The sequence below is a fragment of the Streptomyces viridiviolaceus genome (genome assembly GCF_014650995.1).
GTDB classification, from domain to species: domain Bacteria; phylum Actinomycetota; class Actinomycetes; order Streptomycetales; family Streptomycetaceae; genus Streptomyces; species Streptomyces viridiviolaceus.
This window is the reverse complement of the sequence record NZ_BMWA01000028.1, coordinates 61,898-76,174: the sequence shown is the minus strand read 5'-3', so window position 1 is coordinate 76,174 and position 14,277 is coordinate 61,898. Positions and strand designations below refer to the sequence as shown.

Sequence of the window (14,277 nt, the reverse complement as noted above, 5' to 3'; positions counted from 1 at the left end):
CCCCAGGGCCGCGGGGTCCGCACGGCGGCCGAGCGGTTTGCCCGCACGGCGCCCGGGTACTGCGATGCCTCGTCACACCGCCCCGCGCCGACGAGGAGACGCCATGCCCACTCCCACGCCGTCCGACGCCAAGGTGGCCGTCATCACCGGCTCCGACTCCGGGATCGGCCGCGCCACCGCCGTACGCCTGGCCGAGGCGGGGATGGACATCGGCATCACCTGGCACACGGACGCCGAGGGCGCGGAGCGCACCGCCGAGGAGGTCCGCGCCCTCGGACGCCGGGCGGAGGTCGTCCAGGTGGACCTGACCCGGCTGCCCGCCGCCGCGGACACCGTCGACGAGCTGTGCGAGCGGCTCGGCAGGATCGACGTCCTGGTCAACAACGCCGGTACCGGCACCGCCACGCCCTTCCTCGACCTGGGACTCGACGACCTGCGCCACGTGCTGGACGTGGACCTGGCCGGCCCGTTCCTGTGCGGGCAGAAGGCGGCGCGGCGCATGATCCGGCAGGGCGACGGCGGGCGGATCGTCAACGTGACCTCCGTCCACGAACACCAGCCGCGGGTGGGAGCCGCCCCGTACTGTGCGGCCAAGGGCGGCCTCGGCCTGCTCACCCAGGTCATGGCGATCGAGCTCGCCGAGCACGGCATCACGGTCAATGCGGTCGCGCCCGGCGAGATCGCCACCCCCATGACCGGCCAGGAGGACACCGACCCGCACACCGAGCACCGCCCCGGTGTGCCGCTCGGGCGGCCCGGTGACGCCCGCGAGGTCGCCGCCGTGATCGCCTTCCTCGCCGGGCCCGACGCGTCGTACGTCACCGGGGCGTCCTGGAGCGTGGACGGCGGCATGCTCCGGATGGGGCCGATGGCGGGATCGCACCTGAAGAGCGACGACTGGCGGCGCCCCTGAGCGTGGGGGCCGGCCACCGGGCCTCCACGGGACGGCGGTTCCCCGACCCCGTCCGTGGCCTGCGCGCACGGCATCTACCGCCGGTTGCGGCCTACCCTCTAGGCATGACCGAAATCGCGAGCCCGCACATCGGCAGTCCGCGGATCCTCGTGCTCGGGGTGCAGCCGGGCACGCCGCCGTTCCGGATCGTGGAGATCGACGGCCAGGTGGTCGGTGAGGCCAAGACCGTCACCGACGTACTGGAGGCCGCCGCGGCCTTCGGCATCACGGTCCACGACCTGGACGACCCGGACGTGGTCCGCTGGGTGGGCGGGGACAAGTTCACGTGGACGGTGCACTAGGGGTGCCGCGGACCCGTGCCCGCGGCACGGCGCGGCAGCCCGCACGGTGGGAAGGATGAGCGTGGCCCACTGACGAGACGCGTGGTCGTCGTGCCGAGGCCCCGACGCTCCACGGGCCCCGCCCCGCGGTTGTGGCCCCGGCAGGGTGGCCGCGGCCGGCGATGCGCGCCGGTCTGTCTCGAAGGCGGCCGGCCATCGGTCGTCGTGCCGATATCCTTGCCGCACGATGGGCGAGGACGACGAGATCGACGCCGTGGCTGACGGCGACAGTGTGGACGTGATGCAGGCCGAGTGGCGGAGCGAGTGGCCTGAGCTCGACGTTTCGTCCAGTGAAGTAGTGGCGCGCCTGTTGCGCGCGGCCCGGCTGCTGGATGAGCAGATTGCGGCCCGGCTGCGCCGCTCGGCCGGGATGCCCATCACGAATGTCGGCGACTTCGACCTGCTGCAGGCGCTGCGGCGCAGCGGCGCCCCGTACGCCCTGACGCCGGGCCAGCTGCGCCGGGCGTTGGTCGTGTCCTCGGCCGGTCTCACGGGACGGCTCAAGCGGCTGGAGGAGGAAGGGTGGATCGAGCGCCGACCCTCGCCCGCCGACGGCAGAAGCACCCTGGTGAGCCTGACAGAGGAGGGGCGGGCGAGTTTCGACCGCACGGCGGAGCAGCACTTCGGATGGGAACGCCGACTCCTTTCCGTACTCGGGTCCGAGGAGTGCACGCAGGTCGCGGGCGCCCTGCGCAAACTCCTTCTCTCCCTTGAGCAAGACGCCCGCTGACCGGCGGACGGGCGGCCTCAGGCGGAGCCGGCCGCTGTTCCGAGGATGACCGCGATGCAGAGACCGATGAGTCCCGTCGTGATCACCGCCATCACGGCGGCCGTCTCCCGGGCGAAGCGGCGGTGGCGTACCTCGTACTGAGCCCTCACCTGGCCGACGCGTTCTGCGATCTGCTCGGCGACCCGGCGCGAGTTCTCCACTTCCTCGCGAGCGTAGGCCTCCTCGATCACCATGCGCTGGTCGGTCGTGAAGCCGGGCAGCTCCCGGGCGAAGTCCCGGGCCTTGCGGTGCGCCTCGCGGCGGCCGGCCTCCAGGCGGAGGAATCCCTCGATCTGATGCAGCCCGAGAGCTGCTTCGTCACTGGCGTCCATGGACATCTCCTGAGAACTCGCGGGCGGCGATTTCGGGATGGTGCAGGTCGAAAGCGGGTGACTCGCTGCGGATCCGCGGCAGCTTGACGAAGTTGTGTCGGGGCGGCGGGCAGGACGTCGCCCACTCGAGCGAACGGCCCCAGCCCCACGGGTCGTCGACGCCGACCGGCCGGCCGTACTTGGCGGTCTTCCAGACGTTGTAGAAGAACGGCAGGATCGACATGCCGAGGAGGAACGAGCTGATGGTCGAGATGGTGTTCAGGGCGGTGAAGCCGTCGGCCGCGAGGTAGTCGGCGTAGCGGCGCGGCATGCCCTCGGCGCCCAGCCAGTGCTGGACGAGGAAGGTGCCGTGGAATCCGGTGAACAGGGTCCAGAAGGTGATCCTGCCGAGGCGTTCGTCGAGCATCTTGCCGGTGAACTTCGGCCACCAGAAGTGAAAGCCCGCGAACATCGCGAACACCACGGTGCCGAAGACGACGTAGTGGAAGTGCGCGACCACGAAGTAGGAGTCGGTGACGTGGAAGTCCAGTGGCGGCGAGGCCAGGATGACGCCGGTCAGCCCTCCGAACAGGAAGGTGACCATGAAGCCCAGGGACCACAGCATCGGGGTCTCGAAGGACAGCGAGCCCTTCCACATGGTGCCGATCCAGTTGAAGAACTTCACGCCGGTCGGGACCGCGATCATGAAGGTCATGAGGGAGAAGAACGGCAGCAGCACAGCACCGGTGGCGTACATGTGGTGCGCCCACACCGTCACGGACAGACCCGCGATGGCGATGGTGGCGCCGATCAGGCCCGTGTAGCCGAACATCGGCTTGCGGGCGAACACCGGTACGACCTCGGAGACGATGCCGAAGAACGGCAAGGCGAGGATGTACACCTCGGGGTGGCCGAAGAACCAGAAGAGGTGTTGCCACAGGAGTGCGCCGCCGTTGGCCGGGTCGAATATGTGGGCGCCGAACCTCCGGTCGAACTCGAGCGCGAACAGGGCGGCTGCGAGGACCGGGAAGGCCAGCAGGACCAGCACGCTGGTGAGCAGCACGTTCCAGGTGAAGATCGGCATGCGGAACATCGTCATACCGGGCGCGCGCATGCAGATGATGGTGGTGATGAAGTTGACGGCGCCGAGGATCGTCCCGAATCCCTGCAGGGTCAGGCCCATGATCCACATGTCGTTGCCGGCGCCCGGTGAGCGGACGATGTCCGAGAGCGGGGCGTAGGCGGACCAGCCGAAGCTCGCGGCCCCGCCCGGGGTGAGGAAGGCGCCGACGGCGATGAGTGAGCCGAACAGGTAGAGCCAGTAGGCGAGCATGTTGAGCCGCGGGAAAGCGACGTCGGGCGCCCCGATCTGCAAGGGCAGGATCCAGTTGGCGAAGCCGGAGAAGACCGGCGTCGCGAACATGAACAGCATCACCGTGCCGTGCATCGTGAAGGCCTGGTTGAACTGCTCGTTCGAGATCAGTTGCGTACCCGGGCGGGCCAGTTCCGCACGCATGAGGAGCGCCATGAGGCCGCCGAAGCAGAAGAAGGCGAACGCGGTGACCAGGTAGAGCGTCCCGATCCGCTTGTGGTCCGTGGTGGTCAGCCATCCGACCACGGCGCGGCCGGGAGTCCGGCGCCCCTGCGGAGGTGACGCCGGCGGCGACGAAGCGGGCGATGGCGAAGCGGGCAGGACCACGGCAATCCTCCATGCGTACGAAGCCTTCCGGGCATGCGGCATGTGTGCGCCGGCGCCCCGACCTCGACCATGGTATCTCGCTCGCGAGAGAAATAACTGAGAGTGGTGTTCGTGTGCGCCAAGGCCTGTCTGTCCCGGGCGCTGCCACAGGCCACCGCCCGGTGGTCGAGCGGCGTCCCCGTCACCGCCGGACCGGCCCGAGAAGCCGGGGGTCTGCTCCCGGCGTGCGGCCGGGCCGGCTGCCAGTCACCGGAGGCTCGACGGTCCGGACCGCCTGGACGACGTCGTCCAGGCGGTCCGGTGTCCCTGGGGGGAGCGGGGCGACCGCCGGGGAGATCTCGCCGTCGGGACGACGGTCCGCAGGTTCCTCGTGCGGCCGGGTGCGGCCGAGCCCTCGGCTCAGGCGCGGCGCTTGCGGGCGTGCACCGCGCGGCTCATCCGGCGCCCCAGGAGCAGGTAACCGATCAACGCGCCCGTGGTGTTGAGGATGACGTCGTCGACGTCGAAGGCGCGCCCCGTGACCAGGGCGCCCTGTGCGAACTCCACCATCAGCATGACGACCGCGGTCAGCAGGAGCACCCTGAGCAGGCCGCGCGTGCCCGGGGCGACGACCGGGACGAGCACGCCGAAGGGGACCCCGAGCAGCAGATTGCCGCCGATCTGCTTGACGGCGTCGCGCAGCGCGGGCTGATCCAGGTAGGCCGCCAGGGAGCGGCCGGGCCGCAGGTTGGTGTGCGTCAGCGCCTCGGAGGCGGGGGAGGGGTGCAAGGTCAGCCGTGCCAGCACGACCGCGAACCCCACCATGAACGCGAACGCGCACAGCATCGCCAGCAGTCGCAGGGGCAGGGGAAGCGGGCGCCGCTCGCGCCCGGCGGTGTCCTTCGCCCCCGCGGAGCGGGGGCGCAACAGGGAACGCGGCCCTGAGGCGGCGCGAGCCATTCGGTCCTCCAGTCGTCAACTTCCCCGGTCGATAAGGCGGTTACCCGCCCATCCGTCGGCGATGCCGTACGGGTCGCGGATCCGGCCGGAGGCGCTGTCGTTTTCCCTCGCCCCGTCGGGGCACTCCGGCCGGGAGGCCGCCGCGCGCCGCCGCCCGGCACCGCCCGCGCGGTGCTTGGATGGCCGCCAAGGCGATACGAACAGGGGCGAATGCGGCACAGCGGGCATCCGAACGGGTCGTGGAGGTGGCGGGTGAACCGGCGTAGGACACTCCTCGCCGTGGTCGAGGTGGCCGCCTGGTGGGCGGCCCTCGGAGCGCTGTGGCTGGTGTTCGTCACCGTCGTCGACCCGCTCGAACTCGCGGTGGGCGCCGGCGTGGCCGGTGTGGCGGCCCTGGCGGCACGAGGGGCCCGACGGGCGGTGGCCGGGTGGTGAACGGCTGGATCCTCGCCGCGACCGCCGTCCTCGGCGCGGGCGTGGGCGCCACCGTGTGGGGCGTGGCCACCGGGCCGCTGCGCCGCCGGGTCGTGGCCCAGAACCTCTCCACCGCGCTGGCCTGTCCGGCCCTGCTGCTCCTCGCCCAGGGCTACGACCGTCCCGCCTACGTCGATCTCGCCCTCGTCCTCGCCCTCCTCGGCCCGGTCGGCACCCTCGTGTTCGCCCGGCTGCTCGCCGGCGAACTGGCCGGTGACCCGCCGCGCGCCAGGGCGCTGACCCGGTCGGCCGCGGGCCTCGGGGCCGGCGTGGTGCTCGCGCTGTGCGTGGCCGTCGGCCCGAGCCGGGCGCTGCTGAAGCTGCTGGTCGTCGGGGTGCTGCTGGTGGGCGGGAACCTCCTCGCGTCCCGGGCGCTGTCCGGCGGGATGGCGGGAGCCCGCCGTGGGTGAGGCGGTGATCGTCGTCGCGCTGCTGCTGGTCGCCGTGTCCGCCACGGCGGCGGTCGCGGTCCGCGACCCCGTGCGACAGTCCCTCGTCCTGGCCGTCCTCGGCGTCGTCCTGGCCGTGCTGTTCACCGTGCTGCAGGCGCCCGACGTCGCTCTCTCGCAGCTGGCGGTGGGCTCCGCCCTGACCCCGCTGCTGCTCCTGCTGACGGTCCGCAAGGTGAAACGGCGCGGGCGGCGGCGCAGGGAGAACGAGCCGTGAACCCCCGTACCCGGCTGTGGCTGGTGGCCACGGGAGGCGCCGGCCTCGCCGCCCTGCTCGTGGCCGCCTGCCTGCGGCTGCCGCGCTTCGGCGGCGACCGGCACCCCTACGGCGACCGGGCCGTGCACGCCTCCCTCGAACGGCACACCGCCAACACCGTCGCCTCCGTCAACTTCGACCAGAGGGCCTTCGACACCCTCGGCGAGATGACCATCCTGTTCGCGGCGGTGCTGGGCTGCGTGGTCCTGCTGCGCCAGACCCGTGACGAGCACCGGGCACACCCCGAACCCGCCGACGTCGCCCGGCCCGTCCGCCGCTACGCCCTGCTGGTGCTCCCCGTAGCCCTGCTGACCGGCCTGTACGTCGTCGCGCACGGGCAGCTCAGCCCCGGCGGCGGGTTCCAGGGCGGTGTCGTCGCCGCGACCGCACTGCACGTGCTGTACCTCGGCGCCGACTACCGTGCCCTGGAGCGCGTCCGTCCGGTCGGCGCGTACGAGGTCGGCGACGCGCTCGCCACCTCGGCCTACCTCGTCACCGGCGTCGCGGGCCTGATCGGCGGCACCGCCTTCCTCGCCAACACGCTGCTGCCGTACGGCACGTTCAACACCCTGTCCTCCGGCGGCACCGTCCCGCTGCTGAACGCCGCCGTCGGCATGGAGGTCGCCTGCGCCGTGGTGGTCCTGCTCGCCGGGTTCCTGGACCAGGCCGTGGAGATCGTGGACGAGGGCGAGGACGACGACCGTGCCGGGGACGGCCACCACCACGAGGAGCGCGGGAAGTGAGGCCCCTGTGACCGCCGTTCCGCACGTACTGCCCTACCTGGTCGCCGTGTGGGTCTTCCTGGCCGGCGCCTACGGCCTGGCCACCAGCCGCAACCTGATCCACGCCGTCGGCTGTCTGTCCGTCTGCCAGGCCGCCACCTACGTCCTGCTGCTGGCCGTCGGCTACCGTGACGGCGCCACCGCGCCGGTCTTCTCCGACGTCGAGCCCGGCACACGCCCCGTGGTCGACCCCGTCGTGCAGGCGCTGGCCCTCACCGACGTCGTCGTCGGCGCCACCGTCACCGCGCTGCTGCTCGCGCTCGTCGTGCAGGTCGCCAAGCGGCACGGCACGGTCGACCCCGACGAACTGACCGAGCTGCGCGGCTGATGCGCCATCTGCTGCCGCTCCTCGTCGCCGTACCCCTGCTGGGCGCCGCCCTGCTGGCCTGCGTCGGCCGGGTCGTGCCCCGGGCCTTCGCCGAGGCCGTGGGCTGCGCCGTCTCGGCCGGCACCGCCGCGCTCGCGGTCGTGCTGCTGCTCGACGCCTCGCCGCCGCTGGTCGAGTGGGCCGGTGGCTGGGAGCCCGTGGCCGGGCACAGCGTCGGCATCGTCCTGGTCGGGGACGGCCCCGGCCTCGGCATGGCCGCGCTGGTCTCCCTGCTGACGCCGGCGGCGCTGGCGTACTCGTGGCGCTCCTTCGACGCGCCGCCGCGCGGGAACGCCGGGTCGTTCCCGGCGCTCGTCCTGCTCTTCCAGGCCGGCATGTGCGGTTTCGCGATCGCCGGGGACCTGTTCAACGCGTTCGTGTGGTTCGAGCTGATGAGCGTCGTCGCGTACGCCCTGACCGGGCACCGGGTCGAGGAGGCACGGGCCGTGCAGGGGGCGCTGACCTTCGCCGTCGTCAACTCGCTGGGAGCGTACGCCCTGCTGATGGGCATCGCGCTGCTGTACGCCCGCACCGGCGAGCTGGCCATGGCGGAGATCGGGCGGGAACTGGACGCGTACGGTCCGCCGGACGCGCTCGTGCTCGCCGGCTTCGTCCTCGTCCTGACCGGTCTGCTGGTCAAGGCGGCGGCGGTGCCGTTCCACTTCTGGCTGCCGGACGCGCACGCGGTCGCCCCCACCCCCGTGTGCATGCTGCTGTCCGGCGTCATGGTCGAGCTCGGCGTGTTCGGCGTCTGGCGGGTTCTCGGCACCGTGTTCTCGGGGCCCGGCGGGCTGCCGGCCGCCGACGTGGAGCGCGCCCTGATGGTGCTCGGCGCGCTGACGGCCGCGATCGGCGCGCTGATGTGCTGGTACCAGCGCCACATCAAGCGGCTGCTGGCGTACTCGACGATCGCCCACACCGGGCTGTTCCTGCTCGGCATCGGCACCCTCACGCTCGAGGGCGACGACGGCGTCGCGCTGTACGTCGTCGGCCATGCCGGGGTGAAGGCCGCGCTGTTCGCCTGCACGGGCATTCTCCTGGACCGGTTCGGCAGCGTCGACGAACACGTCCTGCACGGCAGGGCCCGTCCGCTGCGCGGTGTCGCCGTGCTGTTCACCGCGGGGGCGCTGGGCCTGGCGGGACTGCCGCCGTTCGGTACGGCGCTCGGCAAGTCCGTCACCGAGGAGGCCGTGGGCGGCCCGCTCACCGTGGTCTACGTCCTGGCGAGCGCGGTGACCGCCGGAGCGGTGCTGCGGGTCGCCGCACGAGTCTTCCTCGGCCTCGGCCCCAGGCCCCAGGAGGCCGCCGGCGACGAGGGCGCCTACGAGACGACCGGATCGGGAGAGGAACCCGAGACCCGGCAGCCGCTGAGCCGGGTCCCCGACACCATGACGGCGGTCCCGGCGGTGCTGCTCGCCGGGGCGCTCGCCGCCGGTGCCGTCCCCGGCTTCGCCGACGCGGTGGCCCGCGCCATGAGCGAGGCCACCACCGCGGGTCTCGTGCAGACCTCCGTGCACTGGACGCCCGTCGGTGTCGCGCTGGGCCTGGTGTCGACCCTCCTGGCCGTGGGCCTGGCCGCCGTGGCCGTCGTCCGCCCGAAGCTGCTCGCGCCACCCGCGCGGGCACTGCCGCTGCGGCGGCTGCAGTCGGGGCACGTCGGGGACTACGTGGCGTGGCTGCTGGTGGGCACCACCGTCCTGGGCGTGCTGGCCCTGCCCGCGGTCCTGACGGGGTGAGGCGACGGGCGTCCGGCGGGCTCAGGACCCGTACGACACCCGTACCTCCTCGAAGCCGAGGGACCGCAGCAGTCCCTGGAGCATCGCGGTGGTGTTGCTCTCGGCGCGCGCCGCCAGCTCGCTGTCCTTCGCCGCGTCGCCGATGTGGCGCGACGCGAGCTTCTGCACGGCCTGTTCTCCGTTCGGGTTGTCCGAGAACAGGTCGCCGAGACGGTCGAGAAGGCCGCGCTGCTTGGACACGGCGTAGGAGCGCTCCGGGTCGAGGGCGGGCTCGCCGAGCGCGGCGTGCGGCAGCCGCAGTGTCGCCGACGTCCGGTCCTCGTCGACCGTGACGTCGTCCTCGCCCACCTTCCCCAGGTCCACGTAGGCGTCCACGGTGCCCGCCCCGACGTACAGGGTGCGGGTGCCGCGGATCGCGTCGGGCAGGAACCGGGCGTCCTTCTCCAGGTCCACGACGACCTGGAAGTTGCCGGAGGCGGCCTCGTAGCGGCTGATGTCCCGGACGGACTTCAGCAGCGCGGGCCCCGAGCGGTCCTGGGTGTCGGTGCCGAACAGGTCCTTCAGACCCGGGACGACGCTCAGCCGGAGCCCCGCGAACAGCACGACGAGCACCAGCACGAGCGCGACCAGCGCCTTGGCCCAGCCGGGTATGCGCCTGGGGAGGTGCCTGATGGGAGTCGTCATGGCGACGGCCCTCCTTCCTACTGTCCGCATGCCCGCCATCTCCTGTGGCAGGCAATCGAGTTGAGGACCCGGTGCGGGGGACGGGCGCACGGTCCCCACCCGTCCCGGGGCCCGGTGCGACGGTGGCCGCGGCGACGGCCGTGCGCGGGATCCCGACCCGGGAGAACATGGACGGCGTCACCACGGCGCGACCCCCCAAGGCCCGCCGCGACAGCACGTCCGGGGCCCGGCACCGTCGAACCGGACAGGATCACGCGAGGAGCGGTCCGTGCGAGACATCGCCGTGTTCAGCGGGAGTGCCCACCCCGAGCTGGCCGAGGAGGTCTGCGCCCACCTGGGCGTCCCCCTCAGCCCGACCCGGATCAGCCGGTTCGCCAACGACTGCCTCGAGGTGCAGCTTCAGGCCAACTGCCGGGAGCGCGACGTCTTCCTGATCCAGCCGCTGGTCAGGCCGGTCCAGGAGCACCTCGTCGAACTGCTGCTGATGTGCGACGCGGCCCGCGGCGCCTCGGCCGGGCGGATCACCGTCGTCATGCCGCACTACTCCTACGCCCGCTCCGACAAGAAGGACGCGCCCCGGATCTCCCTGGGCGGGCGCCTGGTCGCGGACCTGCTGGTGGCGGCGGGCGCCGGCCGTGTGCTGGCGATGACGCTGCACTCGCCGCAGGTGCACGGCTTCTTCTCGGTACCCGTCGACCATCTGCACGCGCTGCGCGAACTGGCCGCGCACTTCCGCCGGTACGACCTGTCCCGCACGACGGTCGTCTCGCCGGACCTCGGCAACGCCAAGGAGGCCGCCGCGTTCGCCCGGATGCTCGGCGCCCAGGTCGCCGCGGGCGCCAAGCAGCGGTACGCCGACGACCGGGTCAGCATCAGCTCCGTCATCGGCGACGTCGCCGGACGCGACGTCATCGTGCTCGACGACGAGATCGCCAAGGGCAGCACCGTCCTGGAACTCCTCGCCCGGCTGAGGGAGGCCGGCCCGCGCACCGTCCGGCTCGCCTGTACGCACGGGCTGTTCGCCGCAGGTGCCCTCAAGCGGCTCAGCGAGCAGCCGGACGTACTGGAGATCGTGTGCACCAACACCGTGCCGGTGCCCGCCGACGACCACACGGACAAGCTGCGGATCCTGTCCATCGCCCCCGCGCTCGCTGAGGCCGTGCGCCGCATCCACAACGGCGAGTCGGTCAGCGCCCTGTTCGACGCGCGGCCGACCGGGTGACGCCGAGCGCCTCCTCCAGGGTCGGCGACGGGGGCAGCAGCCCCGCCAGGCCGGTGATCCGCAGCATGCGCAGCGTCAGGGGGTGGGCACACACCAGGTGCACCTGTCCGCCCTGGTCGAGAGCCTGGCGACGAGCCCGGTACAGCAGCCGCAGTCCGGAGCAGTCGAAGAACTCGATCCCGCTGAGGTCGAGCACGACCCGGGCGCCGGGGCGCCTCGTCTCCTGGTCCAGGCGGGGGGCGATCTCGGCGGCCGCGGCGATGTCGATCTCGCCCCGGAACTCCAGCACCGTGTAGCCCCGGTCCCGGCGGACACGCAGATGCCGGGTGGGCGAAGCGGATTCCTGCCGCACGACGACAACGCCTCCAGCCTGCGGATGGGGAGCCTGTGGGGGCCGTAGGTGGCTCCAACGGCCCTGCTTACTCAGCAAGTTACCCTCGATGGAGTGAATATGAGCATGTTCGATTGACATATGTCATCGAAATCTCAGGCCGCTTCGTCAGTCGACGACGAGGACCAGCTTGCCCGTGGTGCGGCCGGTCTCCCCGAGGGCGTGTGCCTGAGCGGCGTCGGCCAGCGGGAACGTCTTCGCCACCGTGGCACGCAGCCCGCCCGACTCGACCAGTTCGGCGATCTGCCGCATGTCGCTCCGGTCGGCGTCGACGAGCATGCGCACCGCCCGTACGCCGAGCCGCTCGGCCTCCTCGTAGAAGTCCGCCGACCCGACGGGCAGGATCGACACCACCACCCCGCCCGGGCGCAGCACGCGCAGCGACCGGACGGACGTCTCGCCGCCGATGGTGTCCAGCACCACGTCGATGTCCTTCACCACCTCGGCGAAGTCCGTCCCCCGGTAGTCCAGCGGCTCGTCCACGCCGATGGAGCGCAGGAACTCGTGCTTGCCCGCGCTGGCGGTGCCGATGACGTACGCTCCCCGGGCCTTGGCGATCTGCACCGCCACATGGCCGACGCCGCCGGCCGCCGCGTGGATCAGCACCCGCTGCCCGGGACGGAGGTCCGCCCGCTCCACCAGGGCCTGCCACGCCGTCAGCGAGACCAGGGGGAGGGCGCCGGCCTGGACGTGGTCGATCCCGTCCGGCTTGTGCGTGAACGTACGCGCCGGGGCCGTCACGTACTCCGCGTGGGAGCCGTGGCCGAACGGGTAGGACAGCATGCCGAAGACCTCGTCGCCCGGCCGGAACGCGGCCACGCCGATCCCCACCGCCTCCACCACGCCGGAGACGTCCCAGCCCAGCACGAAGGGTGGCTCACCGAGGAAGCCGCCGTTCGCGCGGTGCTTCCAGTCGGTGGGGTTCACTCCGGCGGCACGCACCCGCACCAGCACCTCGTTCGGGCGCGGCTCGGGGCGCTCCAGCCGTACTTCCTTCAGGACCTCGGGCCCGCCGAGGGTGTCCTGGCTGATGGCTCGCATCGTGTTCACGTCGTTCATGGTGACCCAGCCTGCCCACCCGCGCCCGCCCGGACACGGCCCGGCCGCCGTGTGCCGTCGGAATCACACCCCTCCGCGAGGGCCCGGCGACCCTCGCAGGACGTGGCGGAATCCTCACTTCCACCGGGCCACCGAATTGATCTTTTCGGCATCGCAACGGCTAAGCTCCCCATCAGCGTTGCGAGTTGACGGACCGACGGTTCGTCTTTCGACGCGTACTCATGGGCGCGGTCTCCTCGCGGTCTCCTCGCACACCCCCTTGTTCGATCGTTTTGCTTCGAAGGATGCAGATGGAACTCGCCACTCCGCCGCCGGCGGCGCGGGCCCCTGTCGCCTGGCACACCTGGTGGCTGATGCCGCTGGGTCTGGGCGGCGGGACGTTGGCCGCCACTTTCCTGAGTTCGGAGCGAATGACCACCGCCGTCGCCGGTGCCGCGGCGACGGCGGCCGGCACCGTCTGCGTGCGCCTCCTCCTCCGCTCCCGCGCGCAGCTGCGCCGCGCCGAGGACGCCCACCGGGCCTCCCGGGCGGAGCAGACACGGACGTACGAGGCACAGCTCGCGGAACAGGTACAGGCGTACGAGGAGCGGCTCGGTCACCAGCTGGCCGCGGTGTCCCGGCTCGCCGACGAGCAGCTGCCCGACGCGATGAAGCGGCTGCGCGCCGGAGACGCCATCGACGACATCCTGCCGACCACCGAGAGCTGCGCGAAGGTGGGCGCCGCTCTGCAGGCCGAGCTGCGCAAGGTCCTCAGAACCGCGCTGATCGGCGTCGAGGCGGAGTTCGACCGCTCCACCTCCGCCGAACAGGCCGTCATCGGCGTCGGCAACCGCATCCACGTCCTGACCAGCAAGCTCCGCGGCCGGCTGCACGAGATGCAGGGCGAGCACGGCAGGCTGCCGGCCGTCGCCCGGGGCCTGATGGAACTCGACCAGGCGATCGGCCCCGCCGACTGCCTCGCCGCCAGCATCGGCGTGCTCGGCGGCTCCGACCGCCCGGGGCGGCAGTGGCAGGAGCCGCAGCGCCTGCTGAGCGTGGTGCGCGGTGGCATCGGGCGCATCAAGGACTTCCACCGCGTCCAGCTGCACCACCTGCCCGAACTCGGCGTCGACGGCGGTCTGGTGGACCACCTCACGCTGATCTTCGCCCACCTGCTGGACAACGCCGCACGGTACTCACCGCCCACCGAGTCGGTGGTCGTCTCCGGCAAGGAGGTCCCCAACGGCGTCGGCATCGAGATCCAGGACTCCGGCAAGGGACTGAGCGGGGAGAAGAAGCGCGAGGCCGAGCACGCCCTCGCGGGGACCGCGCCCGGCGCGGGGCTCGGCGGCATCTCGGAGGACGCTAACATCGGCCTGCGCGTGGTCGGCATCCTCGCCCGCCGCTACGGCATCCGGGTCACCTTCGCCGACTCGCCGTGGCTGGGCACGTCCGTCGTGGTGGTCGTGCCGCACAAGTACTTCAGCCCGCTGCCGGCCGCCGCGCAGGCGCCCCCGCCCACCGCCGCGGTCCCGTCCGGGCGGCCCGCCGCCGCCCCGGCCGGCGACGACGCCGCGCGGACCACGCCCGGCGGACTTCCCCGGCGCCGCAGCCGGCGCGACGAGCCGGCCGCCGGGCCGACGCCGGCCGGGTCCACCGGCCGGGACGGCGGGTCCTCCGCCTCCGCCGTTCCGGCCGTTCCACCGGACGCCTCCTTCGCCGGACTCGCCGCCTTCGCCACCGCCGGACGCGACCCCGGCGCGGCGGGGGCCGGCACCTCCCCGAGGCCGGAGGGCGCCGCAGACCGTGACACGACCACCGGTGGCGAGGCCACCGGGCACCGCACTGAAGAGAGCGACTAGTCCCC

17 protein-coding genes are annotated in these 14,277 nt (G+C 72.5%); 11 read left to right on the top strand and 6 right to left on the bottom strand.

Annotation, left to right across the window (positions count from 1 at the left end; all coding sequences use genetic code 11):
- The first annotated feature begins 103 nt into the window (after nucleotides 1-103).
- The 3 genes from IE260_RS32785 to IE260_RS32775 all read left to right on the top strand — a co-directional run bounded on the left by IE260_RS32785 (nucleotide 104) and on the right by IE260_RS32775 (nucleotide 2,023).
- Nucleotides 104-913 (top strand): SDR family oxidoreductase, encoded by an 810-nt coding sequence (locus IE260_RS32785; protein WP_189878528.1) that lies wholly within the window; start codon nucleotides 104-106, stop codon nucleotides 911-913.
- Nucleotides 914-1,017: 104 nt separating this feature from the next.
- Nucleotides 1,018-1,254, top strand: a complete 237-nt coding sequence (locus IE260_RS32780) for a hypothetical protein (RefSeq protein WP_189878526.1) — start codon at nucleotides 1,018-1,020, stop codon at nucleotides 1,252-1,254.
- Between the two features lie 226 nt (nucleotides 1,255-1,480).
- Nucleotides 1,481-2,023 (top strand): MarR family winged helix-turn-helix transcriptional regulator, encoded by a 543-nt coding sequence (locus IE260_RS32775; protein WP_189878524.1) that lies wholly within the window; start codon nucleotides 1,481-1,483, stop codon nucleotides 2,021-2,023.
- 17 nt (nucleotides 2,024-2,040) lie between these two features.
- On the opposite strand, the gene IE260_RS32770 is transcribed toward IE260_RS32775, so the two are convergent.
- The 3 genes from IE260_RS32770 to IE260_RS32760 form a co-directional block, all read right to left on the bottom strand.
- A complete protein-coding gene (locus IE260_RS32770) occupies nucleotides 2,041-2,394 on the bottom strand; it encodes a hypothetical protein (protein ID WP_189878523.1) in 354 nt (117 codons plus the stop codon).
- Nucleotides 2,381-4,072: an aa3-type cytochrome oxidase subunit I gene (gene ctaD / locus IE260_RS32765; protein ID WP_229881510.1), complete on the bottom strand. Its 1,692-nt coding sequence runs from the start codon at nucleotides 4,070-4,072 to the stop codon at nucleotides 2,381-2,383. The genes IE260_RS32770 and ctaD overlap by 14 nt, the downstream gene beginning before the upstream one ends.
- A 399-nt stretch (nucleotides 4,073-4,471) precedes the next feature.
- Nucleotides 4,472-5,011 carry a VanZ family protein gene (locus tag IE260_RS32760; RefSeq protein WP_189878519.1) on the bottom strand — a complete coding sequence of 180 codons (540 nt, stop codon included), beginning with the start codon at nucleotides 5,009-5,011 and terminating at the stop codon, nucleotides 4,472-4,474.
- Nucleotides 5,012-5,263: 252 nt separating this feature from the next.
- Between IE260_RS32760 and IE260_RS32755 the strand changes: the two genes are divergently transcribed.
- From IE260_RS32755 to IE260_RS32730, 6 genes are read left to right on the top strand one after another with little or no spacing between them, the layout of a single operon-like run.
- On the top strand, nucleotides 5,264-5,446 hold the full coding sequence (locus IE260_RS32755; RefSeq protein ID WP_189878517.1) for a hypothetical protein: 183 nt from the start codon (nucleotides 5,264-5,266) through the stop codon (nucleotides 5,444-5,446).
- Nucleotides 5,443-5,895: a monovalent cation/H+ antiporter complex subunit F gene (locus IE260_RS32750; RefSeq protein WP_189878516.1), complete on the top strand. Its 453-nt coding sequence runs from the start codon at nucleotides 5,443-5,445 to the stop codon at nucleotides 5,893-5,895. Before IE260_RS32755 ends, IE260_RS32750 begins: the two co-directional genes overlap by 4 nt.
- Nucleotides 5,888-6,151: a hydrogenase subunit MbhD domain-containing protein gene (locus IE260_RS32745; protein WP_189878514.1), complete on the top strand. Its 264-nt coding sequence runs from the start codon at nucleotides 5,888-5,890 to the stop codon at nucleotides 6,149-6,151. The genes IE260_RS32750 and IE260_RS32745 overlap by 8 nt, the downstream gene beginning before the upstream one ends.
- Complete coding sequence (locus IE260_RS32740) at nucleotides 6,148-6,933, top strand: MnhB domain-containing protein (protein WP_189878512.1); 786 nt, start codon at nucleotides 6,148-6,150, stop codon at nucleotides 6,931-6,933. The genes IE260_RS32745 and IE260_RS32740 overlap by 4 nt, the downstream gene beginning before the upstream one ends.
- Before the next feature lie 7 nt (nucleotides 6,934-6,940).
- Nucleotides 6,941-7,300 carry a sodium:proton antiporter gene (locus tag IE260_RS32735; protein ID WP_189878510.1) on the top strand — a complete coding sequence of 120 codons (360 nt, stop codon included), beginning with the start codon at nucleotides 6,941-6,943 and terminating at the stop codon, nucleotides 7,298-7,300.
- On the top strand, nucleotides 7,300-9,075 hold the full coding sequence (locus IE260_RS32730; protein ID WP_189878509.1) for a complex I subunit 5 family protein: 1,776 nt from the start codon (nucleotides 7,300-7,302) through the stop codon (nucleotides 9,073-9,075). Before IE260_RS32735 ends, IE260_RS32730 begins: the two co-directional genes overlap by 1 nt.
- 21 nt (nucleotides 9,076-9,096) lie before the next feature.
- Here IE260_RS32730 and IE260_RS32725 read toward each other — a convergent pair whose 3' ends face one another.
- Nucleotides 9,097-9,759 carry a DUF4230 domain-containing protein gene (locus IE260_RS32725; protein ID WP_189878507.1) on the bottom strand — a complete coding sequence of 221 codons (663 nt, stop codon included), beginning with the start codon at nucleotides 9,757-9,759 and terminating at the stop codon, nucleotides 9,097-9,099.
- A gap of 268 nt (nucleotides 9,760-10,027) precedes the next feature.
- Here IE260_RS32725 and IE260_RS32720 point away from each other — a divergent pair, with 268 nt between their 5' ends.
- Nucleotides 10,028-10,981 carry a ribose-phosphate diphosphokinase gene (locus IE260_RS32720; RefSeq protein WP_189878505.1) on the top strand — a complete coding sequence of 318 codons (954 nt, stop codon included), beginning with the start codon at nucleotides 10,028-10,030 and terminating at the stop codon, nucleotides 10,979-10,981.
- On the opposite strand, the gene IE260_RS32715 is transcribed toward IE260_RS32720, so the two are convergent.
- Both IE260_RS32715 and IE260_RS32710 read right to left on the bottom strand, forming a co-directional pair.
- Nucleotides 10,947-11,333 carry an anti-sigma factor antagonist gene (locus tag IE260_RS32715; protein ID WP_189878503.1) on the bottom strand — a complete coding sequence of 129 codons (387 nt, stop codon included), beginning with the start codon at nucleotides 11,331-11,333 and terminating at the stop codon, nucleotides 10,947-10,949. The genes IE260_RS32720 and IE260_RS32715 overlap by 35 nt on opposite strands.
- A gap of 147 nt (nucleotides 11,334-11,480) precedes the next feature.
- The gene (locus tag IE260_RS32710; RefSeq protein WP_189878501.1) at nucleotides 11,481-12,431 is read right to left on the bottom strand and encodes an NADP-dependent oxidoreductase; all 951 of its coding nucleotides are present in this window, start codon (nucleotides 12,429-12,431) and stop codon (nucleotides 11,481-11,483) included.
- Nucleotides 12,432-12,721: 290 nt separating this feature from the next.
- On the opposite strand from IE260_RS32710, the gene IE260_RS32705 reads away from it, so the two are divergent.
- The gene (locus IE260_RS32705; RefSeq protein WP_189878499.1) at nucleotides 12,722-14,272 is read left to right on the top strand and encodes an ATP-binding protein; all 1,551 of its coding nucleotides are present in this window, start codon (nucleotides 12,722-12,724) and stop codon (nucleotides 14,270-14,272) included.
- The last annotated feature ends 5 nt before the right edge of the window (nucleotides 14,273-14,277 follow it).

What these genes read in the sequence shown, in the direction of transcription:
- IE260_RS32785 (WP_189878528.1), top strand. Translation starts at nt 104, where the DNA reads ATGCCCACTCCCACGCCGTCCGACGCCAAGGTGGCCGTCATCACCGGC.
- IE260_RS32780 (WP_189878526.1), top strand. Translation starts at nt 1,018, where the DNA reads ATGACCGAAATCGCGAGCCCGCACATCGGCAGTCCGCGGATCCTCGTG.
- IE260_RS32775 (WP_189878524.1), top strand. Translation starts at nt 1,481, where the DNA reads ATGGGCGAGGACGACGAGATCGACGCCGTGGCTGACGGCGACAGTGTG.
- IE260_RS32770 (WP_189878523.1), bottom strand. Translation starts at nt 2,394, where the DNA reads ATGGACGCCAGTGACGAAGCAGCTCTCGGGCTGCATCAGATCGAGGGA.
- IE260_RS32760 (WP_189878519.1), bottom strand. Translation starts at nt 5,011, where the DNA reads ATGGCTCGCGCCGCCTCAGGGCCGCGTTCCCTGTTGCGCCCCCGCTCC.
- IE260_RS32730 (WP_189878509.1), top strand. Translation starts at nt 7,300, where the DNA reads ATGCGCCATCTGCTGCCGCTCCTCGTCGCCGTACCCCTGCTGGGCGCC.
- IE260_RS32725 (WP_189878507.1), bottom strand. Translation starts at nt 9,759, where the DNA reads ATGACGACTCCCATCAGGCACCTCCCCAGGCGCATACCCGGCTGGGCC.
- IE260_RS32710 (WP_189878501.1), bottom strand. Translation starts at nt 12,431, where the DNA reads ATGAACGACGTGAACACGATGCGAGCCATCAGCCAGGACACCCTCGGC.
- IE260_RS32705 (WP_189878499.1), top strand. Translation starts at nt 12,722, where the DNA reads ATGGAACTCGCCACTCCGCCGCCGGCGGCGCGGGCCCCTGTCGCCTGG.